This window comes from Delftia sp. WSY_12 (assembly GCF_043104645.1).
GTDB classification, from domain to species: Bacteria; Pseudomonadota; Gammaproteobacteria; order Burkholderiales; family Burkholderiaceae_C; genus Comamonas; species Comamonas tsuruhatensis.
The window spans coordinates 205,201-229,217 of sequence record NZ_JBICKW010000009.1 but is presented as its reverse complement, the minus strand read 5'-3'; the positions used below and the strand labels follow the sequence as shown (position 1 = coordinate 229,217).

General features: G+C 69.4%; 26 protein-coding genes. 18 read left to right on the top strand and 8 right to left on the bottom strand.

The features are described 5' to 3' along the window. Positions 1 to 105: 105 nt before the first annotated feature. From ACF8LI_RS05290 to ACF8LI_RS05210, 17 genes are all read left to right on the top strand, one after another. Positions 106 to 1,503, top strand: coding sequence for a cobyrinate a,c-diamide synthase (locus ACF8LI_RS05290; protein ID WP_392412307.1), 1,398 nt, complete (start codon positions 106 to 108; stop codon positions 1,501 to 1,503). Beyond that, a complete protein-coding gene (locus ACF8LI_RS05285) occupies positions 1,503 to 2,096 on the top strand; it encodes a bifunctional adenosylcobinamide kinase/adenosylcobinamide-phosphate guanylyltransferase (protein WP_392412304.1) in 594 nt (197 codons plus the stop codon). The genes ACF8LI_RS05290 and ACF8LI_RS05285 overlap by 1 nt, the downstream gene beginning before the upstream one ends. Then, the gene (locus ACF8LI_RS05280; RefSeq protein ID WP_392412301.1) at positions 2,093 to 2,971 is read left to right on the top strand and encodes an ABC transporter substrate-binding protein; all 879 of its coding nucleotides are present in this window, start codon (positions 2,093 to 2,095) and stop codon (positions 2,969 to 2,971) included. Before ACF8LI_RS05285 ends, ACF8LI_RS05280 begins: the two co-directional genes overlap by 4 nt. Before the next feature lie 41 nt (positions 2,972 to 3,012). Next, the gene (locus ACF8LI_RS05275; RefSeq protein ID WP_063327961.1) at positions 3,013 to 3,996 is read left to right on the top strand and encodes an iron ABC transporter permease; all 984 of its coding nucleotides are present in this window, start codon (positions 3,013 to 3,015) and stop codon (positions 3,994 to 3,996) included. Beyond that, a complete protein-coding gene (locus ACF8LI_RS05270) occupies positions 3,993 to 4,796 on the top strand; it encodes an ABC transporter ATP-binding protein (protein WP_074922980.1) in 804 nt (267 codons plus the stop codon). The genes ACF8LI_RS05275 and ACF8LI_RS05270 overlap by 4 nt, the downstream gene beginning before the upstream one ends. A 45-nt stretch (positions 4,797 to 4,841) precedes the next feature. Continuing rightward, the gene (locus tag ACF8LI_RS05265; RefSeq protein ID WP_392412336.1) at positions 4,842 to 5,246 is read left to right on the top strand and encodes an aminoglycoside phosphotransferase family protein; all 405 of its coding nucleotides are present in this window, start codon (positions 4,842 to 4,844) and stop codon (positions 5,244 to 5,246) included. Positions 5,247 to 5,328: 82 nt separating this feature from the next. Further along, on the top strand, positions 5,329 to 6,120 hold the full coding sequence (locus tag ACF8LI_RS05260) for a phytanoyl-CoA dioxygenase family protein (protein ID WP_133072895.1): 792 nt from the start codon (positions 5,329 to 5,331) through the stop codon (positions 6,118 to 6,120). A 225-nt stretch (positions 6,121 to 6,345) separates the two neighbouring features. Beyond that, positions 6,346 to 6,591 (top strand): DUF6364 family protein, encoded by a 246-nt coding sequence (locus ACF8LI_RS05255; RefSeq protein ID WP_016445219.1) that lies wholly within the window; start codon positions 6,346 to 6,348, stop codon positions 6,589 to 6,591. Further along, the gene (locus ACF8LI_RS05250; RefSeq protein ID WP_392412297.1) at positions 6,588 to 7,025 is read left to right on the top strand and encodes a TA system VapC family ribonuclease toxin; all 438 of its coding nucleotides are present in this window, start codon (positions 6,588 to 6,590) and stop codon (positions 7,023 to 7,025) included. Before ACF8LI_RS05255 ends, ACF8LI_RS05250 begins: the two co-directional genes overlap by 4 nt. A gap of 28 nt (positions 7,026 to 7,053) precedes the next feature. Beyond that, complete coding sequence (locus tag ACF8LI_RS05245) at positions 7,054 to 7,719, top strand: aspartate/glutamate racemase family protein (RefSeq protein WP_061287658.1); 666 nt, start codon at positions 7,054 to 7,056, stop codon at positions 7,717 to 7,719. Positions 7,720 to 7,782: 63 nt separating this feature from the next. Next, complete coding sequence (cobO, locus tag ACF8LI_RS05240; RefSeq protein WP_013803210.1) at positions 7,783 to 8,352, top strand: cob(I)yrinic acid a,c-diamide adenosyltransferase; 570 nt, start codon at positions 7,783 to 7,785, stop codon at positions 8,350 to 8,352. Positions 8,353 to 8,391: 39 nt separating this feature from the next. Beyond that, on the top strand, positions 8,392 to 9,099 hold the full coding sequence (gene bluB, locus ACF8LI_RS05235; protein WP_252652938.1) for a 5,6-dimethylbenzimidazole synthase: 708 nt from the start codon (positions 8,392 to 8,394) through the stop codon (positions 9,097 to 9,099). Beyond that, positions 9,096 to 10,178 carry an adenosylcobinamide-phosphate synthase CbiB gene (cbiB, locus tag ACF8LI_RS05230; protein ID WP_392412293.1) on the top strand — a complete coding sequence of 361 codons (1,083 nt, stop codon included), beginning with the start codon at positions 9,096 to 9,098 and terminating at the stop codon, positions 10,176 to 10,178. The genes bluB and cbiB overlap by 4 nt, the downstream gene beginning before the upstream one ends. Further along, on the top strand, positions 10,175 to 11,218 hold the full coding sequence (locus ACF8LI_RS05225) for an aminotransferase class I/II-fold pyridoxal phosphate-dependent enzyme (protein ID WP_392412290.1): 1,044 nt from the start codon (positions 10,175 to 10,177) through the stop codon (positions 11,216 to 11,218). Before cbiB ends, ACF8LI_RS05225 begins: the two co-directional genes overlap by 4 nt. Then, complete coding sequence (locus tag ACF8LI_RS05220) at positions 11,205 to 12,710, top strand: cobyric acid synthase (RefSeq protein ID WP_203399674.1); 1,506 nt, start codon at positions 11,205 to 11,207, stop codon at positions 12,708 to 12,710. Before ACF8LI_RS05225 ends, ACF8LI_RS05220 begins: the two co-directional genes overlap by 14 nt. 142 nt (positions 12,711 to 12,852) lie before the next feature. Further along, positions 12,853 to 13,284 carry a hypothetical protein gene (locus ACF8LI_RS05215; protein WP_016445226.1) on the top strand — a complete coding sequence of 144 codons (432 nt, stop codon included), beginning with the start codon at positions 12,853 to 12,855 and terminating at the stop codon, positions 13,282 to 13,284. A gap of 320 nt (positions 13,285 to 13,604) precedes the next feature. Next, positions 13,605 to 13,976, top strand: coding sequence for a hypothetical protein (locus ACF8LI_RS05210; protein ID WP_016445227.1), 372 nt, complete (start codon positions 13,605 to 13,607; stop codon positions 13,974 to 13,976). 85 nt (positions 13,977 to 14,061) lie between these two features. Here ACF8LI_RS05210 and otnI read toward each other — a convergent pair whose 3' ends face one another. The 7 genes from otnI to ACF8LI_RS05175 form a co-directional block, all read right to left on the bottom strand. Beyond that, entirely contained in the window at positions 14,062 to 14,859 is a 798-nt protein-coding gene (gene otnI, locus ACF8LI_RS05205; RefSeq protein ID WP_160852559.1) for a 2-oxo-tetronate isomerase, read from the bottom strand. Positions 14,860 to 14,894: 35 nt separating this feature from the next. Beyond that, the gene (gene otnK, locus ACF8LI_RS05200; RefSeq protein ID WP_203399672.1) at positions 14,895 to 16,178 is read right to left on the bottom strand and encodes a 3-oxo-tetronate kinase; all 1,284 of its coding nucleotides are present in this window, start codon (positions 16,176 to 16,178) and stop codon (positions 14,895 to 14,897) included. After that, positions 16,175 to 17,107 carry an L-threonate dehydrogenase gene (ltnD, locus tag ACF8LI_RS05195; protein ID WP_203399671.1) on the bottom strand — a complete coding sequence of 311 codons (933 nt, stop codon included), beginning with the start codon at positions 17,105 to 17,107 and terminating at the stop codon, positions 16,175 to 16,177. The genes otnK and ltnD overlap by 4 nt, the downstream gene beginning before the upstream one ends. Continuing rightward, on the bottom strand, positions 17,104 to 18,084 hold the full coding sequence (gene denD, locus ACF8LI_RS05190; RefSeq protein ID WP_203399670.1) for a D-erythronate dehydrogenase: 981 nt from the start codon (positions 18,082 to 18,084) through the stop codon (positions 17,104 to 17,106). The genes ltnD and denD overlap by 4 nt, the downstream gene beginning before the upstream one ends. Positions 18,085 to 18,127: 43 nt before the next feature. Then, the gene (locus tag ACF8LI_RS05185) at positions 18,128 to 19,459 is read right to left on the bottom strand and encodes an MFS transporter (protein ID WP_392412285.1); all 1,332 of its coding nucleotides are present in this window, start codon (positions 19,457 to 19,459) and stop codon (positions 18,128 to 18,130) included. A 114-nt stretch (positions 19,460 to 19,573) separates the two neighbouring features. Next, positions 19,574 to 20,212, bottom strand: coding sequence for an aldolase (locus ACF8LI_RS05180; protein ID WP_392412283.1), 639 nt, complete (start codon positions 20,210 to 20,212; stop codon positions 19,574 to 19,576). 146 nt (positions 20,213 to 20,358) lie between these two features. After that, positions 20,359 to 21,126 carry a FadR/GntR family transcriptional regulator gene (locus tag ACF8LI_RS05175; protein WP_126311813.1) on the bottom strand — a complete coding sequence of 256 codons (768 nt, stop codon included), beginning with the start codon at positions 21,124 to 21,126 and terminating at the stop codon, positions 20,359 to 20,361. A gap of 268 nt (positions 21,127 to 21,394) precedes the next feature. On the opposite strand from ACF8LI_RS05175, the gene cobT reads away from it, so the two are divergent. Next, on the top strand, positions 21,395 to 22,477 hold the full coding sequence (gene cobT / locus ACF8LI_RS05170; protein ID WP_392412334.1) for a nicotinate-nucleotide--dimethylbenzimidazole phosphoribosyltransferase: 1,083 nt from the start codon (positions 21,395 to 21,397) through the stop codon (positions 22,475 to 22,477). A 20-nt stretch (positions 22,478 to 22,497) separates the two neighbouring features. On the opposite strand, the gene ACF8LI_RS05165 is transcribed toward cobT, so the two are convergent. After that, positions 22,498 to 23,961 carry a PLP-dependent aminotransferase family protein gene (locus ACF8LI_RS05165; protein ID WP_392412280.1) on the bottom strand — a complete coding sequence of 488 codons (1,464 nt, stop codon included), beginning with the start codon at positions 23,959 to 23,961 and terminating at the stop codon, positions 22,498 to 22,500. Between the last annotated feature and the right edge of the window lie 56 nt (positions 23,962 to 24,017).

The window sequence follows — 24,017 nt, the reverse complement described above, 5'->3', positions numbered from 1 at the left end:
AGCGCCATCTGTAGGACTCGTCTGCTTCGGCGGGATGTATTGCGTAAGCATTGGTTGCGGCCGCGGTGCGGGCGCGCACTACAATGCGCCGCGCGGAGCGAACACATGAACATTGACCTTGGCCAGGGCGGGGCACGCTGCCCGGCGCTGCTGATCACTTCCACGGCTTCGGGCCAGGGCAAGACCACGCTGACGGCTGCGCTGGCGCGGCTGCATGCGCGCCAGGGCCGGCGCGTGCGCGTGTTCAAGTGCGGCCCCGACTTCCTGGATCCGCACTGGCATGAACTGGCCAGCGGCGCGCCCGTGCACAGCGTAGACCTGTGGATGACGGGCGAGTCCGACATGCGTGCACGCCTGCACGCAGCCGCCTGCGAGGCCGATCTCATCCTGGTGGAAGGCGTCATGGGGCTGTTCGACGGCACGCCCTGCGCGGCCGATGTGGCCGAGCGGCTGGGCCTGGCGGTACTGGCCGTCATCGACGCCTCGGGCATGGCCGGCACCTTTGGCGCGCTGGCCCATGGCCTGCAGCACTATCGGCCGGGCCTGCGCTGGGCCGGCCTGCTGGCCAACCGCGTGGGCAGCGCCCACCATGCCGATCTGCTGCGTGCCGGCTTGCGCGATCCCTCGCTGTGGCTGGGCGCGCTGGCGCGCGTGCAGGGCAAGGGCGCCGCCTCGCTGCTGCCCGAAAGACACCTGGGCCTGGTCGCCGCACATGAACTGGACGATGCGCTGGTGCGCCTGGACGTGGCCGCCGATGCGCTGCAGGCTACGCCGCTGGGCCAGTTGCCCTGGCAGGTCGGGCCGGGGCAGGGCGCCAGCTGGCAGGACTGGTCCGTGGATTTTGAGCTGCCTGCCGAACGCACCGAGCAGGTGCAGCCCTGGCTGGCGGGCCGCACCGTGGCCGTGGCGCGCGATGCGGCCTTCAGCTTCATCTATGCGGCCAACCTCGACTGCCTGCGTGCCATGGGCGCGCGGCTGGCGTTTTTCTCGCCGCTGGCCGGCGAGCGCCTGCCGGATTGCGATGCGCTGTGGCTGCCCGGCGGCTATCCCGAGCTGCACCTGGATGCTCTGGCCGCCAATGCCGCGCTGCGCGGCGACATCGCCGGCCACGTGGCTGCCGGCCGCCCGGTCTGGGCTGAGTGCGGCGGTATGCTGGCGCTGTGCGAGCGACTGACCGACACCGCGGGCCGGACCACGGACCTCTGGGGCCTGTTGCCCGGCCATGCCTGCATGCAGCCGCGCCTGGCCGGACTGGGCATGCTGCAGCTGCCCACGCCCTGGGGCCTGCTGCGCGGGCACACCTTTCACTACAGCCGGCTGGAGACTTCCATGACCGAGGCCGGGCGCAGCAGCCGTCCGGGACAGGACGCCCATCCCGACCGGGGCGAGGCGCTGTACCGCCACGGCAGCGTGCATGCCAGCTATTTCCATGCCTGGTTTGCCTCGCAGCCGCGTGCCGTGGCCGCGCTGCTGGGCGCCGACATTCATCCGGGGACCGCGTGATGATCGAGCCCATCTCCACCGTTTCGCTTCCCCGCAGCCAGCTCATTGTGGGGGGCCAGAAAAGCGGCAAGTCGCGCCGCGCCGAATTGCTGGCGCGCGCCTGGCTCGATGGCGCACCGGGCCGCGAGGCCGCGCTGATCGCCACCGGCCAGCCCTGGGACGACGAAATGCGCGAGCGCATCGCCCGCCACCGGCGCGACCGCGCCGAGCGCGTGCCCGGCATGGCCACGCTTGAGGAGCCGCTGGACCTGGCCGCCATGCTTGCGCGGCACAGCACGCCGCAGCGCCTGCTGGTGGTGGACTGCCTGACGTTGTGGCTGACCAACTGGATGATGCCGGCCCAGCCTTCCGAGGAACTGGCGCGCGGATGGTCGGGCCAATGCGCGGCCTTTCTTGACGCCTTGCAGGGCGCGCCCGGCCCGGTGATCCTGGTCGGCAACGAGATCGGCCTGGGCGTGATTCCGCTGGGATCGCAGGTGCGCGCCTTCGTCGATGCGCTGGGTGTGCTCAACCAGCGTGCGGCGCAAAGCTGCGAAACCGTCACGCTGATGTGCGCCGGCCTGCCGCTGGCGCTCAAGGGCCCGCAGCCGTGAGGCCATGGCGTCCCGCCCTGTGGGGCCTGGCGTTGGCACTGGCGCTGTCTGCGGCGCAGGCTGCCATCCGGGTCACGGACGGGCGGGGCGTTCCGGTGGAGCTGCCACAGCCGCCGCAGCGCATCGTCAGCCTGCTGCCCTCGCTGACCGAGACCGTGTGCGAACTGGGCGGCTGCCAGCGTCTGGTCGGCGTGGACCGCTATTCGAACTGGCCGGCCCATGTGAAGACCCTGCCCGTGATGGGCGGCGGAATCGATCCCAACATCGAGGCCATCGTCGCGCTCAAGCCCGATCTGGTGCTGGTGTCCATGGCCTCGCGCTCGGTGGCGCGGCTGCAGGCATTGGGCCTCAAGGTCGTGGCGCTGGAGCCGCGCACCCATGCCGATGCGCAGGCCGTGCTGCGCACCGTGGGCCAGTTGCTGGACCTGCCGCCCGAGCAGGGTGCCGACCGGGTCTGGGCCGCCATCGAGGCGCGCATGCAGGAGGTGGAGCGCAGCATGGCCCCCGCGCTGCGCGGGCAGACCGTGTATTTCGAGGTCAACCGTGGCCCCTTTGCCGCAGGCGAGTCCTCGTTCATCGGCGAGACCCTGGCGCGCCTGGGCATGCGCAACATCGTGGGCGCGCAGCTGGGGCCGTTTCCGCGCATCAACCCCGAATTCGTGGTGCGCGCCGACCCGGACTTCATCCTGGGCGGCGACCGCAGCCTGGGCGCTTCGGGCGAGCCCTATCCGGGCTGGGGCCGCATGCGCGCCATGCAGGCCGGGCGCGTCTGCCGCTTTGAACCGGCCGAGCTGGACGTGCTGGTGCGCGCCGGACCACGCATGGCCGAGGGCGCCGCGCTGATGGCGCGCTGCCTGAACGGGGCCGCACGGTGAGGCAGGCCCGCAGGCACCACAGCGGCCTGGCTGCGCCCTGGATGGCGCTGGCTTTGCTGGTCGTGAGTGCCCTGCTCATGCTGCTGGGCGCGGGCGTGGGCAGCACGGGCTGGGAGAGCGTGTGGGCGGCGCGCAGCGATCCGCTGTCTTGGCAGATCGTCACCGAGATCCGGCTGCCGCGCACGGCGGGCGCCTGGCTGGCCGGCGGCCTGCTGGGGCTGGCCGGGGCCATTGCCCAGGGCGTGTTCCGCAATCCGCTGGCCGATCCCTATCTGCTGGGCAGCGCCTCGGGCGCCTCGCTGGGCGTGGCGCTGAGCATGGCGGCGCTGGGCGCCTCGCCCTTCGCGCTGGCGGGCCTGGCGCGCCTGGGTGTCACGGGCGCGGCCTTTGCGGGCGCGGCCCTGGCCGTGCTGCTGACCCTGGTGCTGGCCCAGGGCGTGCACAACACCATGCGCCTGCTGCTGGCCGGTGTGGTGGTGGGGGTGGTGCTGGGCGCGGCCGCATCGCTGGTGCTGCTGATGAACCCGGACATCATGCAGGCCATGCAGGCCTTCATGCTGGGCAGCACCTCCTTCATCGGCTGGGGCGCCTGCGCGCTGATGCTGGCTGTGCTGCTGGCCACCGCCCTGGGCGCCTGGTGCCTGGGCCGCGTGCTCGACGGCCTGTCCCTGGGCGAGGCCACGGCCCACAGCCTGGGCCTGCCGCTGGCGCCGCTGCGCATGGTGCTTATCTTGCTGCTGGCCCTGGCCACGGGCACGGCCGTGGCGCAGACCGGGCTGATCGCCTTCGTCGGCCTGGCCGCGCCGCATCTGGTGCGCTCCATGGTGCGGTCCATGCACCGCTGGCTGCTGGTGCTCAGCGCGGGCATGGGCGCCGTGCTGCTGCTGGCCGCCGACCTGCTGGCGCGCTGGCTCATCGCCCCGCAGGAGCTGCCCGTGGGCGCGCTCACGGCCTTGCTGGGCGGCAGCTACCTGCTGTGGCTCATGCACCGCCGCCACGCCCTGCGCGGCGGGGAGGGCGCATGACGGCACTGGCCCCCGCCCTGCAAGCGCGCGCCCTGAAGGTTCGCCTGGGCGATCGACAGGTCCTGGGCGGCCTGAGCCTGGCCCTGCCCGCCGGCCGCTGGACCGCCATCGTCGGCCCCAATGGCGCAGGCAAATCCACGCTGCTGCGCGCCCTGGCAGGCATGGAATCCGGCGCTGGCGTGCAAGGCGAAGTGGAGCTCCTGGGTCGCCCGCTGCGGCAATGGAGTGCGCGCGAACGGGCCTGCTCGCTGGCCTGGCTGGGCCAGAACCAGCCCGTGGCCGGCGACATGCGGGTCCAGGACGTGGTCATGCTGGGCCGCCTGCCGCACCAGGGCTGGCTGGCGGCGCCCAGCCAGGCAGACCATGCCGCCGTGGAGCAGGCGCTGCGCCAGACCCAGGGCTGGGACTGGCGCATGCGCAGCGTGGGCAGTCTCTCGGGCGGGGAGCGCCAGCGCGTGCTGCTGGCGCGCGCCCTGGCCGTGCAGGCCCGCGTGCTGCTGATGGACGAACCCCTGGCCAACCTCGACCCGCCGCACCAGGCCGACTGGCTCGAATGCGTGCAGGCCCTGGTTGCCCAGGGCCGCACCGTGGTCAGCGTGCTGCATGAGATATCGATGGCCTTGCAGGCCCAGGACCTGGTCATTCTCGACAAGGGGCAAGTGGTGCACCAGGGGGCCTGCGCCGACGCGGCCACGCATGCGGCGCTGGAGGCCGTGTTCGAGCACCGGCTGCGCATCCGCGCCATCGACGGGCAGTGGCTGGCCCTGCCACGGCTGCGGGGGCAAGCTGCGGCTCCCTGATCGCCTGTCGGAAAAAATGTCTCTCCATGCGCCGTATCTGAGCCGCTGGGCTCTGACCATCGATGGCCAGCCCCTGTCCACGCCGCGCGGCGTGCTGCTGCCCGTGCGCGCGACGTGGCCGTGCTGCATGGCGACCTTCACCACGGCAATGTGCTGGACTTCGGCCCCCTGGGCTGGCTGGCCATCGACCCCAAGGGCCTGCACGGCGAGAGCGGCTTCGACTACGCCAACATCCTGAGCAATCCCGACCGCGCCAGCGCACTGGTATCGGGGCGCTTTGCGCACCGCATGGCCACCATTGCCGAAGTCTCGGGCATTGAGCACAGGCGCCTGTTGCAATGGGTGCAGGCCTGGTCGGGGCTGTCTGCCGTCTGGAGCATGGAAGATGGTGATGATCCTGGCGCTGCAATGGCTGTGGCGCAAATGGCGGCTTCGGCCTTGGCATGCTGATTTTCAGACTGCGATACATCTCTTTTTCTGTCGCAACAGGGTGAAATAGCGCTTCACAAAAAAAGGGTGGAGGAATTTTTCGATGCTTGCCGATGCACTGGAGATGTTTGAGCAGCAGGGATTTGTCATCTGGCCAAGACCCATGGAGAAGGGCCTTCTCGACAGCTTGGTGGCATCTGTTGAAGCCATCCAGCGCAATGCGCAGGCCAGAACACTGGATCCGGCGCTGGACGAGCTGTTGGTGTACGAGAAAGATCTGCCGGCCAGCAAGCGCGCCGGCTTGGATGGTGCCCTTACCGGAAACTCGATCTTCATTGTTGGAGATCCCGCCCGCTTTGATGAAGTCTTCGCAGAGACACTTCACGATGCCGCGCTTGTCTCGGCGGCAACGACGCTTCTTGGCGTGGACGAGGCAGTGGTCCATTTCATGAACGTGACCATCAAGAATCCCGGATTCGGACGGTCAATCTCCTGGCACCGCGATTATCCCAATGGGTATTTCTGCACCAGGGATTCCAGCTTTGTCCGCCTGATGATCTGCCTGGATGGCATGTCGGTGGAGAGCGGTGCCACCTGCTTTGATGCGGGCACTCATCGCATCTCCGACCAGGAGGCGCAGCAGCAGAAGGTGAGTGGCACCTGGCCCACTCCCGATCCGGCCGACACCGTCACCGTGCAGTGTGACCCAGGCCAGATCGTGGCGATCCACCCGAAGGTGCTTCATGGCGGAGGCATGAATACCGGCTCTGGAATGCGGCGCAACGTCATCCTGCAGATTGGCACTCTGGGTGCAGAGCCCATGACACACGCCGAAGAATCTCTGACCGGCATCGTCATCGGCGCGAAAGGCTGCAGGGAACACCTGAATCGCTGAAGGCGTATCGGGGACGAGGCCAAGGCCATCGTGGACCGCGTGGTGAGGGGCATGATGCCTTCGCCCATCCTTCGCTCATCCCTCGTCCAAGGGCATCTGAAGGGCGCAGGCCGGCCTGGTTGTCCTGCCAGCGGAATTTTTCTAACATACAGAAATCTGTACGGAAGATCTTTGCGAAAGATCTGCGTGAGTAATCTGTATGAAATTCCTGCTCCGGGGGCCGCCATGAAGACCACGCTTGACCTCAACGATGCATTGCTGACCGAAGCAAAGACCTATGCGGCACAGCAGCACACCAGCCTGACGCGCCTGATCGAGGAGGGCCTGCAATTGCGCTTGCGCAAGGCCCAGGCGCCTGCCCGGCGCGTGCGCCTTCCCGTCTACCACGGCAAGGGCGGACTGGCACCGGGGCTGGACGCACTGAGCAACCGCGCGCTGCTGGATGCCGCCGGTCGGCAGGATCAACCATGACGCCCGATGTCAACCTGCTGGTTGCGGCATCGCGCAGCGACCACCCCCATCATTCGGTGGCCCGCGACTGGCTGGAGCAGGCCATGGCCGATGCCAGCCAGGGCGTGCTGCTGAAATTGCAGCCCATGGTGGTGGCGAACTTTCTGCGCCTGGTCACGCATCCGAAGATCTTCGTCAACCCGACTCCCATGGTCGAGGCTTTGCGCTTCGTTGACGCATTGCTGGCATCGCCCGGCGTCGAGCAGGCCGTGCTGGGTGCCGAATGGCCGGCGTTGAGGCAACTGTGCGCCGACAAGGCGCTTTCCGCCAATGACGTACCGGAAGCTTGGCTGGCCGCTGCCGCCATCCACCAGGGCGAGCATGTGGTCAGCTTCGATGCCGATTTCAAGCGCCTGCTGCCGCGCTCCCAGTTCACCCGGCTGGCGCCCCAATAATTCCGTTTCATTTCAGACTCCCCAATCCATGACCCGCATCGCCCTCATCCACGCCCTCAGCCATTCCGTCGCTCCCATCAACGAAGCCTTTGCGCGCGACTGGCCCGAGGCGGTACGCATGAACCTGCTGGACGACAGCCTCTCGGCCGACCTTGCGCGCAACGGGCGCGGGCTGGACGCCGCCATGCACGAGCGCTTCCAGCGCCTGGCGCAGTACGCCGTGGACACGGGCGCGCAGGGGATCTTGTTCACCTGCTCGGCCTTTGGCCCCTGCATCGAGGCCGTGGCCGCGCGCCATGCGCCGCTGCCCGTGCTCAAGCCCAACGAGGCCATGATCGAAGAGGCGGTGCAGGCCGTGCAGGGCCAGCAGGGGGCCTTGGGTTTGATCTCCAGCTTCGCGCCCACGCTGCAGTCCATGCCGCCGGAGTTCCCGGCCAGCATCGAATTGGTGCCTGCCCTGGCCGATGGCGCCATGGACGCGCTCAACCGCGGCGACACCGCCACGCATGACCGCCTGGTGGTCGAGCAGGCCAGGGCCCTGGCTGCGCGTGGCTGCACGCGCATTGCGCTGGCCCAGTTCAGCATGGCGCGTGCCCGCGCGGCCTGCGAGGCCGCCACGGGCCTGCCCGTGCTCACCACGGTGGACAGCGCCGTGCGTGCCCTGCAGCGCCGGCTGGGCGCCCGCCTCGGTTAAAGTGGCGCTCCGCTGCGGCGCATGCCCGCCGCAGCGTGTGCAACTTTTGAGGACGACAGACCCATGCAGATTGAACAGGCCCCGACGGAAAAGCCCTATGAAAAGCCCGAAGGCGAACGCCGTGGCCTGGTGCTGGTGAACACCGGCGACGGCAAGGGCAAGAGCACGGCGGCCTTCGGCCTGGCCCTGCGCGCGCATGGCCGGGGCAAGTCCGTCAAGATCTTCCAGTTCATGAAGGTGCCCACGGCGCGCTTTGGCGAGCACCGCATGTTCGAGCAGCTGGGCATGCCCATCGAGGGACTGGGCGACGGCTTCAGCTGGAAGAGCCAGGACCATGAACGCTCTGCCCAGATCGCACGCGAAGGCTGGGAGCGCGCCCGCACGGCCATTCTCTCGGGCGATCACTTCCTGGTCGTGCTCGACGAAATCACCTATCCGCTGATCTACGGCTGGCTGCCGCTGGAGCCCGTGCTGCAGGCCCTGGCCGACCGCCCGCGCCATGTGCACGTCATGCTCACGGGCCGGCGCTGCCCCGAGGAAATCATTGCCGTGGCCGATACGGTCACGCGCATGGAACTGGTCAAGCACGCCTTCCAGGCCGGCATTCCCGCCCAGCGTGGTATTGAGGACTGATGCCGCCTGCAGGCCCGGCCTGCGGCGGACAATGGCGGCATGAGCAGCGAAACGCATTCCCGGGCGCCAGATACCATTCCCGCCCAACCCTTTGCCGAGGCCGAGCGGGCAGCCGTCTACCGCGCGATCCATGAGCGGCGCGACATGCGCCATTTCTGCGGAGGCGAGGTCGCGCCCGATGTTCTGCTGCGCCTGCTGCGCGCGGCCCACCATGCGCCCAGCGTCGGCTTCATGCAGCCCTGGCGCTTCATCCGCGTGCGCGATGCGCAGTTGCGCCAGGGCATACACGCCGTGGTCGAGCAGGAGCGCCTGCAGACCGCGCGTGCGCTGGGCGAGCGCGAGGAAGACTTTATGCAGCTCAAGGTCCAGGGTGTGCTGGATGCGGCCGAGGTGCTGGTCGTGGCCATGCCGCCCGGGCGCGATGCCCATGTCTTCGGTCGCCGCACCCTGCCCGAGATGGATGTGGCCTCGGCCGCCTGTGCCATCCAGAACCTGTGGCTGGCCGCGCGTGCCGAGGGGCTGGGGCTGGGCTGGGTCTCGCTGTTCGATCCTGAGGTGCTGGCCGCGCTGCTGCAAATGCCCGTGGGCAGCCGGCCGCTGGCCGTGCTGTGCCTGGGCCCCGTGTCCGCCTATTACGCAGAGCCCATGCTGCAGCAGCAGAAATGGGCCAGCCGTGCGCCGCTGCAGGACATGCTCTACGACGACCTGTGGGGCCAGCGCGCCGCCGGGGCGCCGCCGCAGGCATGAACGACAGCCATTTCTGGCAGCTGTCGGGCGCCGCGTTCAGTCCGCTGTGGTGGAGCTGGCAGGCGCTGTCGCAGCCTGTGTCTGACCCCTGGGCCCGCCACGCCCTGGCCGCCGCGCTGGCCGTGCCCGTGGCCCTGCTGATCGACCGGCTCTGGGGCGAGCCGCCCGTGTGGATGCACCCCGTGGTCGCCATGGGCCGGCTGCTGGGTGCGGTTGGGCGAAGAATTGCCCCACGCGAAGAACATGTGCGCGACTGGCCACGCTTTGCGCTGGGCGCCGTCGCCTGGTGCCTGCTGGCGCTGCTGTTCTTCGCCATCTACGCGTTCATCCAGTGGCTGCTGCCGCCCATGCCATGGTGGCTGGGCGCCTTGGTGCTGGGCGTGCTGCTCAAGCCCTTGCTGTCCTGGCGCATGCTGCGCGACGAGGTGCTGGCCGTGGAAGCCGCACTGCAGCAATCCCTGCCTGCAGGCCGCGAGCGCCTGACCTGGCTGGTCAGCCGGGACACGGCGCAGCTGGACGCAGGCCAGGTGCGCGAAAGCGCTATCGAAACCCTGGCCGAGAACCTCAGCGACTCCGTGCTGGCGCCGCTGTTCTGGTTTGCCGTGGCCGGCCTGCCGGGCGCGGCCCTCTACCGTTTTGCCAACACGGCCGATGCCATGTGGGGCTATCCGGGCTGGCGCGGGCAGGGCGATGACCGGCGCCACTGGCAATGGGCCGGCAAATGGACGGCGCGTGCCGATGACCTGCTCAACTGGATACCGGCGCGCCTGACCGCCTTGCTGCTGGCCTTGTCCGGCCTGGCCGCTGGCCGACGTCCGGGCTGGGGTGCGCTGCGCCAGGACGCGCGCATCACCCCGTCGCCCAACGGCGGCTGGCCCATGGGCGCCATGGCAAGGCTGCTGGGTGTGCGCCTGGGCAAGCCCGGCGTCTACGTGCTCAACCCCGCAGGCTGCGTGCCGCAGGCGGCCGAGCTGCAGCAGGCCGTGGCGCATGCGGGCCGCGTGGTCGCCATGCTGGTGGCTGCAGGAATGGCCGCCGCCCTGGTCATTGCATGGGCGATGGCAGGAAAGACACCATGAAACCGATCCCAGTCACCCATGGCGGCACGGATGCGCTGGGCGTGCCCGCGCACGATTTCTCCACCAACCGCAATGCCTGCGGACCTTGCCCGCAGGCGCTGGATGCGCTGTCCCAGGCACATGCAGCCCAGTACCCGGACCCGCACTACACGGCGTTGCGCACACGGCTGGCGGATTTTCATGGTGTGCCGGCCGAGCGCATCGTCATCGCGGCCAGTGCCAGCGACTTCATCCACCGAATCACCATGCATGCGGTGCGAGAGGGCGCGGCCGTCGCCAGCCTGCCGGCACACCACTATGGCGACTACGCCCACGCGGCCCAGGTCTGGCGCCTGCCCCTGGCCGCGCGCGACGGCATCACCGAGGCCGGCCCCGGCCTGCACTGGGCCTGCGCGCCATCGAGCCCGCTGGGCCAGCCCGAAGATGTCTGGCCCCTGTGGAGCGAGCCCGCACCGCCCGGCACCTGGCGCGTGATCGACTGCGCCTATGCGCCCCTCAGACTGGAGCCGGGCATGGAACCCGCCGTGCCCTCCCTGGTGCGCGATGCCTGGCAGATGTGGACTCCCAACAAGGCCCTTGGCATGACCGGCGTGCGCGCGGCCTACGCCATTGCGCCCGAAGCCGTGCCGCACGACGAGATCGATGCCTTGCGTGCCCTGTCACCCTCCTGGCCCGTGGGCGCCCATGGCGAGGCCATGCTCACGGCCTGGACCGCACCGGCCACCCGGCAATGGCTGGCGCAAAGCCTGCAACGGCTGCGCGATTGGAAGGCGCAACAGATCGATCTGGTGCAGCGCCTGGGCTGGCAGGTGCTGCCCGGCTCGCAGGCCAATTACTTTGTGGCGCGCTGGCCGCAGGCACGGCAGGGCGACGCCATGCAGACGCGTCTGGCCCAACTGCGCGCGCAGGGCATCAAGCTGCGCGACTGCGACAGCTTCGGCTTGCCCGGCTGCGTGCGCATGGGCGTGCTGGCGCCTGCATCCCAGAACGCCTTGCTGGCTGCCTGGCAGCCAATGGAGAAACACCATGCAATCGAGTGAACCCGCCGCCGTGAACCTGCCCTTGCCCGAGCCCGGCCAGCGCCCCGCGCTGTGCGTGATGGTGCTGGGCACCAGCAGCGGTGCCGGCAAGAGCTGGGTGGCCACCGCGCTGTGCGCCTGGTACCGCGCCCAGGGCTACAAGGTGGCGCCCTTCAAGGCGCAGAACATGAGCAACAACGCGCGCGTGGTCTGCGCGCCGGGCGGTGCCTGGGGCGAGATCGGCACGGCACAGTACCTGCAGGCCCTGGCCGCAGGCTGCGCGCCCGATGTGCGCATGAACCCGCTGCTGCTCAAGCCCGAGGCCGACATGCGCAGCCAGGTCGTGCTGCTGGGCCGGGTCAGCGAGGAACTCTCGGCCTTGCCCTGGCGCGGCCGCAGCGCCCGCGTGTGGCCGCAGATCGCCGAGGCGCTGGACAGCCTGCGTGCCGACAACGACGTGGTCGTCATCGAAGGCGCAGGCTCGCCGGCCGAGATCAACCTGCATGCCAGCGACGTCGTCAACATGCGCGTGGCGCGCCACTGCGGCGCGCATTGCCTGCTGGTATCCGACATCGACCGCGGCGGCGCCTTCGCCCACCTCTACGGCACCTGGGCGCTGCTGCCGCCTGACGAACAGGCGCTGATCCGCGGCTTCGTGCTCAACAAATTCCGGGGCGACGCCAGCCTGCTGGCGCCCGCCCCGCAGATGCTGCAGGAGCGCACCGGCGTGCCCACCGTGGCCACCATCCCCATGCAGTTCCAGCATGGCCTGCCGGAGGAGGATGGCGTCTTTGACGACCGTGGCTCTGGAGGAGGCGTGGGGCGCGCCGTGCACACCACCATCGCCATCGTCGCCTACCCGCGCATCAGCAACCTCGACGAATTCCAGCCCCTGCTGCAGGTGCCGGGCCTGCGCGTGGTCTGGGCGCGCACGCCGGCCCAGCTGGCAGGCGCGGACTGGATCATCCTGCCGGGCTCCAAGGCCACGGCTGCCGATCTGGCCTGGATGCGGTCCCAGGGCCTGGATGCTGCCGTCGCCGCCCATGCGGCGGCAGGCCGGCAGGTGCTGGGCATCTGCGGCGGCCTGCAAATGCTGGGCGAGGCGCTGATCGACCTGCACGGCGTGGACGGCAACGCAGCCGGCCTGGGCCTTCTGCCGCTGACGACCCTGTTCGCGCCCGACAAGACTGTGCTGCCCGCCAGCGTGCAGCTGCCGCCGCTGCCAGGGGCTTTGGCGGCGCTGTCCGGCGTACAGGCCCGGGTCTATGAAATCCACCATGGCCAGACCAGCGTGCGCCCCGACATGGTGGCTGCCGGCAGCGCCGTGGCCGAGCCTGTGCCGGGCCTGCTGTGGCACAGCCCTGACGGCCGCATCGCCGGCTGCTATTGGCACGGCCTGTTCGAGAACGCGGACGTGCTGCGCGCCCTGTGGGGTGCCGAGGTTCCCACGCTGGACAGCGTCTTCGCGCGCATGGCCGACGGCGTTCAGCGCTGGTTTGCCACCCAGGCTTGACCCAGGTCGGCCACCGCTTGCGCGTTGCGCGGCAACATGTAGGCCATGGACTGCATGCGCAGCCGTGCTGTACCGATAAATGGGGAGCTGGAAAACACGCATGCTTGGGCCTTGACTTTTTCACGAGGAATGGAGTGAAGCTATGAAGAATCCATGGATCCGTCCCCTGCAGCTGTGTATTGGCGCTGCCGTCCTGGGCATGGCCGGCCTGGCCACCGCCCAGCCCGGCCCCGGGCCTGATGGCACGCCGCCTCCGCCCCCCGCCGCGGAAAAGGCCAAGCCCCATCACCACCACAAGAAGCACGCCGAGCACAAGGGGCCCGCCAAGCGCGGCTATGACCGCCGCGACCCTGCCCAGCACGAGGCCGCCGCCGTCCAGGAGCAATCGCGCCGAGGCGGCGTCCAGTCGGGCGACAACTTCCAGCGCAATGCCGTGGCCCGCTGCGATGTCTTCAAGAACGAAGGCGACCGCCGCTCCTGCGTGGAGCGCGTCAAGGACGGCCAGGTCAGCGGCTCCGTCGAAGGCGGCGGCGTGCTGCGCGAGTACACGGAACAGGTTCCTGTAAGGCAATAACAGCGTCTGCTGTTATTCACCTGAGAAAACCCGCCGGGCCACGAAGCCGGCGGGTTTTTTTTTGGGCGAATGCAGGCGGCAGCGGAAGCGGCATTCAGGTCAGAAGCACCACGTTCAGGCCATGCACGCTCTGGAATGCAGGCTCCCGCGTCAGCAGCCTGTAGTGTGATTCCTGCTGAGACCTGGCCCGCCACCACGCCCCTGTCCACCGGATTTGACCTGGGTCATACAAACCCATTCCACCCGCCCCGGACCGGCGCGCACCGGCAAGGCATTTCTATGATGGCGCCGTACTTCCCATATGGAAAAGGATTCAACCCATGCAAGCCTTCCGGATCGTGGTCATTGGTGCGGGGCAGACCGGCACTCCCTTGCTGCAGCAATTGCTGGACGCGCCCTTCGTGCAGTTGCTCGGGGTGGCCGACCTGGACCTGGACCAGCCCGGCATCGCACTGGCGCGCGCGCGTGGCGTGCCGGTCACCACACGGTTCATGGATCTGGTGGATGCAGCGGTCGACATCATCATCGACGTGACCGGCTCCCCCCAGGTGCGCGAGTCGTTGCGCAGCAAGATGGTGGAGACCGGCAACACGCACACGCTGATCATGCATGAGGCGATTGCGCTGCTGATGATGTCGCTGTCGGCCGGCCGGCTGGTGACCAGCAAGCACAGCGATCTGGAGTATTCCTGAATGCAGGCGGCGGATAGGCAGGACAGCTATCCGCCCCGTCCTCCCGTGCCTGGCGGATGACGGGCTGCCGCAGCAGGCGCTACAGCTACAGCCACTCCTTCATCCACCCCAGCCCCTCGCTGGTAGCGTGCGCGGCCGCGCCGCGCGCGGGGCGGTATTCGCAGCCTATCCAGCCGTCGTAGCCCAACTGGTCCAGCAGGCGGAACAGGTAGGGGTAGTTGACCTCTCCCACGTCGGGTTCGTGGCGTTCGGGCACGCCTGCGATCTGCAGGTGGCCCACGCGGCCCGTGGGCAGGTACTGGCGGATCTTCATGGCGAGGTCTCCCTCGACGATCTGGCAGTGGTAGAGGTCCATCTGGACCTGGACATTGGGCTCGGCAATGTCGGTCAGCAGGGCGTGGGCCTGGTCCTGGCGGCTCAGGAAGAAGCCGGGCATGTCGCGGCCATTGATGGGCTCCAGCAGGATGGCGATGCCGTGGGGTGCGGCCAGCCGTGCGGCGTGGCGCACGTTGGCGATGTAGGTGGCGCGCAGGGCATCGTCGCTGGCGCCTTCCGGCTTGAGGCCGGCCATGACGTGGATGCGCGGGCAGCCCAGCGCGCGGGCATAGGCAATGGCGCGTTCCATGCCCTGGGCGAATTCCGCCTCGCGCCCGGGGATGCAGGCCAGGCCGCGCTCGCCCGCGTTCCAGTCGCCGGGCGGGGCGTTGAACAGTACCTGCCGCAGGCCGTGGTCCTGCAGGCGGCGGGCCAGTTGCTCGGGCGCGAAGTCGTAGGGAAACAGGTATTCGACAGCCTGGAAGCCGTCGCGCGCGGCGGCCTCGAAGCGGTCAAGAAAATCCAGGTCGTTGTAGAGCATGGACAGGTTGGCGGCGAAACGGGGCATGAAAGCTTTCCTGAAAACGGATGCTGAGTGTGGCATCAGGCGCGCTGCAACGCGCCGAAGGCCTTGGTGAAGAAGTCCGTGGTGCCGAAGTTGCCGGACTTGAGCGTGAGGTGCAGCCCCTGCGGCGCCAGGGGCGAGGCGGCATGGCACCAGGGCACGCCAGGGTCGATCTGCGGCCCTATGCGCATTTGCTCGATGCCCAGCGCCTGCACGCAGGCGCCCGAGGTTTCGCCACCGGCCACGACGAGCTGGCGCACGCCCATCTCGACCAGTCCCCGGGCGATGGCGGCGATGGTCTGTTCGACCAGTGCGCCGGCCTGCTCCACGCCCAGGCGGCCCTGCACGGCCTTGACGGCGGCGGATTCTGCGGTGGAGTAGATCAGCACGGGGCCGCTGGCGATGTGCTGGCGGGCCCAGGCCAGGGCCTTGCCGGCTTCGTCCTCGCCGGCGGCGATGCGCAGCGGCTCCAGCGCCAGGGCAGGGCGCCCCGAGGCGATGAAGTGCGCCACCTGCGCATTGGTGGCCACCGAGCAACTGCCCGAGACGACCGCCTGCAGGCCGGTGGCGGTGGGCAGGGCAGCGGCCTGGGCCGAGGGCTGTATGCCGAAGTTCGCGGGCAGGCCGATGGCCACGCCCGAGCCGGCCGTGACCAGGGGCATGCCGGCCAGCGCCGGGCCCAGGCGCAGCAGGTCGTCGTTGGAGACGGCATCGACCACGGCCATGCCCACGCCCTCGGCCTGGAGTGCGGCGATGCGCGCGCGGATGGCGGCTTCGCCCTGCGCGACGGCCACATGGTCGATCAGCCCCACCTTGCGCCGTGTCTGCGCCTGCAGCACGCGCACCAAGTTGGCATCGGTCATGGGCGTGAGAGGGTGGTTGCGCATGCCGCTGTCGCTGAGCAGCACATCGCCCACGAACAGGTGGCCCTTGAAGACGGTGCGCTGGTTGTCGGGGAAGGCCGGCGTGGCAATGGTGAATTCGCAACCCAGCGCGTCCATCAGCGCATCGGCCACGGGGCCGATATTGCCCTGCGGCGTGCTGTCGAAGGTGGAGCAGTACTTGAAGTAGATCTGCGGCGCGCGGCCATTGGCGCCCTGAGCCTGCAGCCATTCGAGGGCCTGCAGCGATTGCGCAATGGCATCGGCCGGCGCGATGGTGCGCGACTTGAGCGCGACCACGACGGCGTCCACGCCCTCGTCCACCGGGCCGGCGGGTACGCCAATGCTTTGCACCACGCGCATGCCTGCGCGCACCAGGTTGTTCGCCAGGTCGGTGGCGCCCGTGAAGTCGTCGGCTATGCAGCCCAGAAGAAGGGTCATGGGGATTCCGATGGAGCCTGGGGCAGGGTGATGCCCGGGAATATCTTGATGACGGCGCTGTCGTCCTCGCGGCCATGGCCGGCGGTGGATGCCTGCATGAACATCTGGTGGGCCGTGGAGGCCAGGGGCAGCGGGAATTTGCTGTGGCGCGCGGTGTCCAGCACCAGGCCCAGGTCCTTGACGAAGATGTCCACGGCCGACAGCGGGGTGTAGTCGCCGGCCAGCACGTGGGCCATGCGGTTCTCGAACATCCAGCTGTTGCCGGCGCTGTGGGTGATGACCTCGTAGAGCGCGGCGGCATCGACGCCTTCGCGCAGGCCCAGGGCCATGGCCTCGGCCGCTGCGGCAATGTGCACGCCGGCCAGCAGCTGGTTGATGATCTTGACCTTGCTGCCCGCGCCCGCGCTGTGGCCCAGGCGGTAGACCTTGGCGGCCATGGCGTCGAGCACGTTTTCGCAGGCGGCATAGGCCTCGGGGCGGCCTGCCGTCATCATGGTCATCTGGCCCGACGCAGCCTTGGCCGCGCCGCCGGAGATGGGCGCGTCGATGTAGTGCACGCCCTGTGCCTGCAGCCTGGCCTCCAGCGCCACGGACCAGTTGGGGTCCACGGTGGAGCACATGACGAAGACGGAGCCGGGCTGCAGCGCAGGGGCGATGCCGCCTTCGCCGAACAGCACGGCCTCGGTCTGCTGGGCGTTGACCACCACGCTGACGACGATGCGGCAGGCGGCGGCCATGTCGGCCAGCGTGGCGCAGGCCGTGCCACCTTCGGCGGCGAAGGCGGCTGCGGCCTCGGGGCGGATGTCGTGGACGTGAACGTGGTGGCCGGCGCGGCGCAGGCTTTGCGCCATGCCGGCGCCCATGGCGCCCAGGCCGATCACGCCGACGGCGCGTGCTGCGGGCTGTGGTGTGGAGGTGTCGTTGCTCATGGCTTGGCCGGTGTCAGGTCATCGGCGATGTAGGCGCGCACGATGGCCGCAAAGTCCTCGTCGCCGCGCAGGCCCAGCTGGTTGGCGCGCGCGGTATCCCAGCGGCCGGGCCAACTGCCGACGATGCGCTCGACCTTGTCGTCGGGCTGCCAGCTCACGCGGTTGGCCACTTCGTCGCCCGCCACTTCGCGCAGCGCGCGCACCATGTCGCCTGCGCTGACGGACACGCCGGGCAGGTTGATGGGGCGGCGGTCGGCGACGGCGCTGGCATCGAGTTCGCAGCCTGCGACCAGGGCCTCGACGGCGCGGCGCGGCGACAGCAGCCACAGGCGCGTGGTGGCACCCACGGGGCAGTTGGCCGCTTCGCCGTTGAGGGGCTCGCGGATGATGCCGCTGGCAAACGACGAGGCGGCCGCATTGGGCCGGCCCGGGCGCACGCTGATCGTGGGCAGGCGCAGCACGCGGCCGTCGACAAAGCCGCGCCGCGTGTAGTCGGCCAGCAGCAGCTCGGCAATGGCTTTTTGCGTGCCGTAGGAGGACTGCGGGTTCAGGGCCGTGCCGTCCAGCACGGTGTCGGGCAGGTCGCCCCCGTAGACGGCCACCGAGCTGGTGAAGACCACGCGCGGCATGTGGCCCACGGCGCGGCAGGTCTCCAGCAGGGCGCGCGAGGCATCGAGGTTGATGCGCATGCCCAGGTCGAAGTCGGCCTCGGCCTGGCCGCTGACCACGGCGGCCAGATGGAAGATCACGGCCGTGTCCTGGTCTATGGCGCCGCGCAGCATCTGCGGGTCGGCAATGTCGCCCACCAGGGAGCGCACGCGCGTGTCGTCAATGGCCTGGGTGGCCACCACGTCGAGCAGGTCGATCTGGTGGATGGGCCAGCGAATGCCGGCCAGCGTCAGCGCACCCTGTTCGAGCAGCTTGCGGGCCAGGCGCTGGCCCAGGAATCCGGCGCCGCCGGTGATCAGTACTTTCATGTGTCTTGGGGCTTGGAGCTTGAAGGATGGGAAGAAGGGCCGGTCAGCGGTTGACCATCTTTGCGGGGGTGAGCCAGACCGCGATGGCGCCCACCACGAGCACCCCCGCCAGCACGAACATGCCGGCCTGCGTGGACTGGGTCAGGTCCTTGAGGTAGCCGATCATGTAAGGGCTGGCGAAGCCCGCGAGGTTGCCGACCGAGTTGACGATGGCAATGCCCGCCGCCGCCGCCGTACCCGACAGGAAGGCCGTGGGCAGCGACCAGAACAGCGGCGCGCAGGTCAGCACGCCGGCTGCGGCCAGCGACAGGAAGATCAGGGAAAGAACGGTGTTGTCGGCAAAGAAGGCCGTCATCGCAAAGCCCACGGCGCCCATCAGCGCGGGCACGATCAGGTGCCAGCGGCGCTCGCGGCGTCTGTCGGCGCTGTGGCCCATCAGGTTCATCACCACGATGGCGCACAGGAAGGGGATGGCACTGAGCAGGCCGATGTTCAGCGCGCCCGTGACGCCCGTGGACTTGATCAGCGTGGGCATCCAGAAGGTCAGCCCGTACTGGCCGGCGACGAAGGCGAAGTAGATCAGGCACATCCACCAGACGCGGCGGTCGGCGAAAACGGCCTTGAGCGAATGCTTCTGGGCACCTGAGTGCCGCTGGTCCAGCTCGATCTCGCGCGCCAGCAGCTGCTTTTCGGAGGCCGTCAGCCACTTGGCGCTGGAGATGCCGTTGTCCAGATAGAAGATGGTCACCACGCCGATCACCAGGGCGGGGATGGCCTCGATCAGGAACATCCACTGCCAGCCGTGCAGGCCATGGTCGCCGTGGAAGGCCTGCATGATCCAGCCCGACAGCGGGTTGCCGAAGATGCCGGCCACGGGGATGGCCGACATGAACAGCGCCACGATCTTGGCGCGCCGGTGGGCCGGGTACCAGTAGGTCAGGTACAGGATCACGCCGGGGTAGAAGCCCGCCTCGGCCAGGCCCAGCAGAAAGCGCAGGATGTAGAAGCCCGTGGGCGTTTCCACATACATGAACATGGCCGACAGAATGCCCCAGGTGATCATGATGCGGGCGATCCAGACGCGCGCGCCCAGGCGATGCATGAGCAGGTTGCTGGGCACCTCGAAGAGGAAGTAGCCGATGAAGAACACGCCTGCGCCCAGGCCGAACACGGTCTCGCTGAAGCCCAGGTCCTGGGACATCTGCAGCTTGGCAAAGCCCACGTTCACGCGGTCCAGGTAGGCGATCACATAGCACAGCATCAGGAACGGCACGAGGCGCCAGAACACCTTGGCGTAGGCGCGCGCCGTCTCTGCAGAGTCGGCCTGGGCAGGGTGGGCCCCGGCCTGGCCGGATGCGATATCCGTTGTCGTCATTTCAAGTCTCCCTTGGGTTCGCCGCTTGATTCGCCGCTTGGTGCGCCGCCTGGCGGCTGCGCGGCTGTGGATGGGCTGGGTGGTGGAATGCGGCCGTGGGCGCCGCTGTGCAAATCAGTAGCGCGCCCCGAAGGTGGTGCGCAGCTCGTCGATGGCGGCCGCGTCCAGGGGCTGCGGCCGGGGATGGGTCATGAGCCAGAGCCTTGCGGTCTCCTCCAGCTCTTCCAGCACATGGCTGGCCTGCTCCACCGAGCGTTCCCAGACCACGGGGCCCAGGCGCTCGAACAAGGCGCCGCGCACCTGGCCGGCCAGCGCGGCCACCTCGGCGGCGGCCTGCGGATCGCCGGGCCGGCGGTAGCGGATCAACGGGATGCGGCCCACCTTCATGACCTGGTAGGGGGTGATGGGCGGCAGCACCTCGTCCTCGCGCCAGACGCCGGACAGCGTCAGCGCCACGAGATGGGTGGAATGCGTGTGGATGACGGCGCGCGCCTCGCCGTCATTGGCGTAGATGCCCCGATGCAGGACCAGGGTCTTGGAAGGCTTGGCGCCGCTGACCCAATGCCCGCCGGCATCGACCTTGGACAGCTCTGCCGGGTCGAGCCGGCCCAGGCAGGCGTCGGTGGGGGTGATCAGCCAGCCGTCATGCAGGCGCGCGCTGATGTTGCCGGCAGCGCCGACGGTGTAGCCGCGCTGGTAGAGGCTGGCGCCGGTGGCGCAGATCTGCTCGCGGATGCGGGATTCGTCGCTCATGGGTGAACGCCCAGGCAAAGACCGGGTGTGCCTGGTGCAAAAAGAGATGTCACTGATATTGTCATCAGGTCATCATACAAATTTTGCGCAAAAACCCAAACAAGGTGAAAACCCTTGGCCATGCGCCAAGGGGTGGTTCCGGAGGTTCAGGGCTTGGCGGCCAGGATGTCGCGGGCCAGGCGTTCGCCGTCCTGCTGCCAGAAGCTGGCGTCGGCGCGGTGGATGCGGTCTATGGCGTTGCCCATGTGCGTGGCGGCGGCCTTGCGCGCGGCCTTGGGGTCGCCGGCCTCGATGGCCAGCACGATGCTGTGGTGCTCGCGTTCCACGGCCTTGCCGAAGTCCTCGCGCCGCGCCTCGTTGGCGCGCGTGATGCGCATGGCGCCGCGCAGGAACTGCGACAGGTAGTCCAGCGTGCTGATCAGGAAGGGATTGCCCGAAGCCTGGGCGATGGCGCGGTGAAACGCCATGTCTTCCTCCACGCCGTCACGGCCCAGCCGCACGGCCTCGGCCAGGGCGCTCTCCGCATCGTGGATGCGCTGCATATCCTCTTCGCTGCGCCGCCGCGCCGCGAGTTCGGCCACCTCGGTCTCCAGTGCGCGGCGCACCTCGGTGATCTGGATCAGCGCATTCCTGCCAGCCGCCGGCAGGCCTTCGAAGTCCAGTGGCTCTATGCCTGCCGCCTTCACGAACACGCCGCTGCCCTGGCGCGATTCCACCAGGTTGCGCGACTTGAGCTGGGACACCGCCTCGCGCACGACGGTGCGGCTGACCTCGAGCTGCTGCACGAGCTCGGCCTCGGTCGGCAGCTTCTGCCCCGGCTGCAGGTTGCCGGCGCGGATGCGCGCCTCCAGCTGCCGGGCAACCTGGTCCGCGAGCTTGAGACCGGGCTGGATGGCAGAGAAGGAAACCGTCATGGAGGTGGGGGCTGGGGAGACACGTGTGGCAGTGATTGTCTCAGAACGGTGCGGCCTGTACGGCCTGCTGCGGCAATCGACGCCCAGACCGTCCATGGCGGCAGGAAAGAGACCGATGGTTCTGCCGGAGTTGCGCGGCGCGCCATACTTGCGCCTTTGCAATCCGCCCGCCACGCCCGCCCCGGGCCAAGGCCGCTTCGCCATGTCAACGCCCACCCCGCATTCCGCTGCACCCACAGAACACTCGCACGATGGCGCCATTGCCGCTATGGCCGTTATTCCCGCCATCGCCTCGCTGGCCGATGCCGCCTTCACCCAGCGCGTGCAGCACGCCATAGACCACAAGACCAAGCCTTTGGGCGCGCTGGGGCGGCTGGAGCAGCTGGCGCTGCGCATTGCCTGCATCCTGGGTCAGGACAGGCCGGTGCTGCAGCAGCCGCAGATGCTGGTGTTTGCGGCCGACCACGGGCTGGCGGCGCGCGGCGTGTCGGCCTATCCGGTGGATGTGACCTGGCAGATGGTCGAGAACTTCATGGCCGGCGGCGCCGCCGTCAGCGTGCTGGCGCGCCAGCATGGGCTGGCGCTGAACGTGGTGGACTGCGGCGTGGCACGCGACTTTCCCGCGCGCGAGCAGGACCCTGACGACAAGCTTCCCCAGCCCGGCCAGCCGCGCCTGTGGCGCCGCAAGCTGGGCTACGGCACGCGCGACTGCAGCCAGGGCCCGGCCATGACGGCCACCGAATGCGCCATGGCCCTGCGCAACGGCGCGGCCCTGGTGCGCCAGTTGCCGGGCAATGCGCTGCTGCTGGGCGAGATGGGCATTGGCAATACCTCCAGCGCATCCTTGCTGCTGGCGCGGCTGTGCGGCGAACCGCTGGCCGAGGTCACGGGTGCGGGCACGGGCCTGGATGCGGCCGGGCTGGCGCGCAAGATCGGGGTGCTGCAGGAGGTGCTGCAGCTGCACGCGCAGGCCACCGAACCGCTGGACGCGCTGGCGGCCATGGGCGGCTTCGAGGTTGCCACCATGGTGGGCGCCGTGCTGCAGGCCGCCGCCGAGCGGCGCGTCATCGTGGTCGATGGCTTCATCACCACGGCCGCCGTGCTGGTGGCCAGCCGCCTGCAGCCGGCCGTGCTGGAGCGCTGCGTTTTCTCGCACCGCTCGGGCGAGCCCGGCCATGTGCGCATGCTGGCCCACCTGGGTGCCGAGCCGCTGCTGGACTGGCAGCTGCGCCTGGGCGAAGGCTCGGGCGCGGCCCTGGCCTGGCCGCTGCTGTTGTCGGCCTGCGCCATGCTGGGCGAGATGGCCAGCTTTGCGCAGGCCGGGGTGAGCACGCGCTCGGAACAGGCATAGCCGCTGGGGCTGCGCTGCGGCTAGCGCTGCAATGCAGCCGCTGCCAGCTTGCCCAGCCGCCTGACCAGCGCGCCGAAGCGCGCGGCATCGGTGTTGCCATAGCCGATCACCAGGCCGTTGTCCTGGGGCAGCGGTGCCAGGGCGAAGGACGACAGGGCGCCCGGGTTCATGCCGGCGCGGCGCGCCTGCTCCACGATGGCGCGGTCGGACAGGTCCGGCGGCAGCCGCACGGTCAGATGCAGGCCGCCGTGGCCACCCAGTACCTCATGCTCCACGCCCAGTTGCGTGGCCAGCGCCTCGCGCAGGGCTGCCTGGCGCTCGCGGTACAGGCGCCGCATGCGGCCCAGGTGGCGCGAGAACTGGCCGCTTTCCATGAAGTCCGCTATGGCCAGCTGCTCCAGTCGATGGCCGCCGCGCAGCATCTCCTGCACGGCGGATGCCGCGCTGGTGGCCAGGGCCTGCGGAAGCACCACAAAGCCCAGGCGCAGTGCCGGGAACATGGTCTTGCTGAAGGTGCCCACGTAGAGCACGGGCGCGTCCGGCACCTGGCCCTGCATGGCGGCGATGGGCGTGCCCTGGTGGCGGAATTCGCTATCGTAGTCGTCCTCGATGATCCAGGCCCCCGCGCGGCGCGCGCGCTCCAGCAGGTCCAGCCGGCGCGCCACCGACAGCACGGCGCCCGTGGGATATTGGTGCGAGGGCGTGATCTGGATCAGCCGTGGAGGATGGCTGTCCCACAGGCCGGGGGCGATGGCTGCGCCATCGGCATCCACGCGCAGTGTGCTGACGCACAGGTCTCCCCCCGCAAAGGCCGACTTGGCGCCCCGGTAGCCGGGCTCCTCCAGCCAGGCATGGTCGCCCGGGTTGGTGAGCAGTTGCACGCACAGGTCCAGCGCACCCTGGGCGCCTTCGGTGACGATGATGCGCGAGGCATCGCAGCGCACGCCGCGCGAGATGCGCAGGTGCTGCGCAATCGCCTGGCGCAGTGCGGGCTCGCCCGCAGGGTCGCCATAGTCCAGCGTGGCGCTGGCGGGAAGGCGCAATGCGCGGTCCTGCGAACGGCGCCAGGCGGGCAGGGGAAACCTGTCCAGGGCGGGCGTGCCCGGTGTCAGGGGCAGGCTGCGGTCGATGGCATGGCGCGTGGGCGCGATGCGGTCCAGGCGCCGGGCCGTGTGGGGTGCGCAGGGGGGCGGGGCGGCGGCCTCGGCGGCTGCCGTGGAATGGGTGGACACAGCCGCCACGCGCGTGCCCTGCCGGTCGGCGACCACATAGCCTTCGGCCGCCAGTTGCTCGTAGGCGATGAGCACGGTGTTGCGCGAGACTCCCAGATCCTCCGACAGGGCGCGCGAGGCCGGCAGGCGGTCACCGGCCGGCAGCCGGCCCGCCAGGATGGCCTGCTTCAGGCGCTGGATCAGCTGGCGCTGGCGGGGAGCCGCTCCAGGGCCGGATTGCAAGGGACTGGTCAGCAGGTCGGAAGCGTGCATGCAATGGACGGCGTGGCACCATGAAATAAGAGGGATATGGCACTTTCAATGATGCC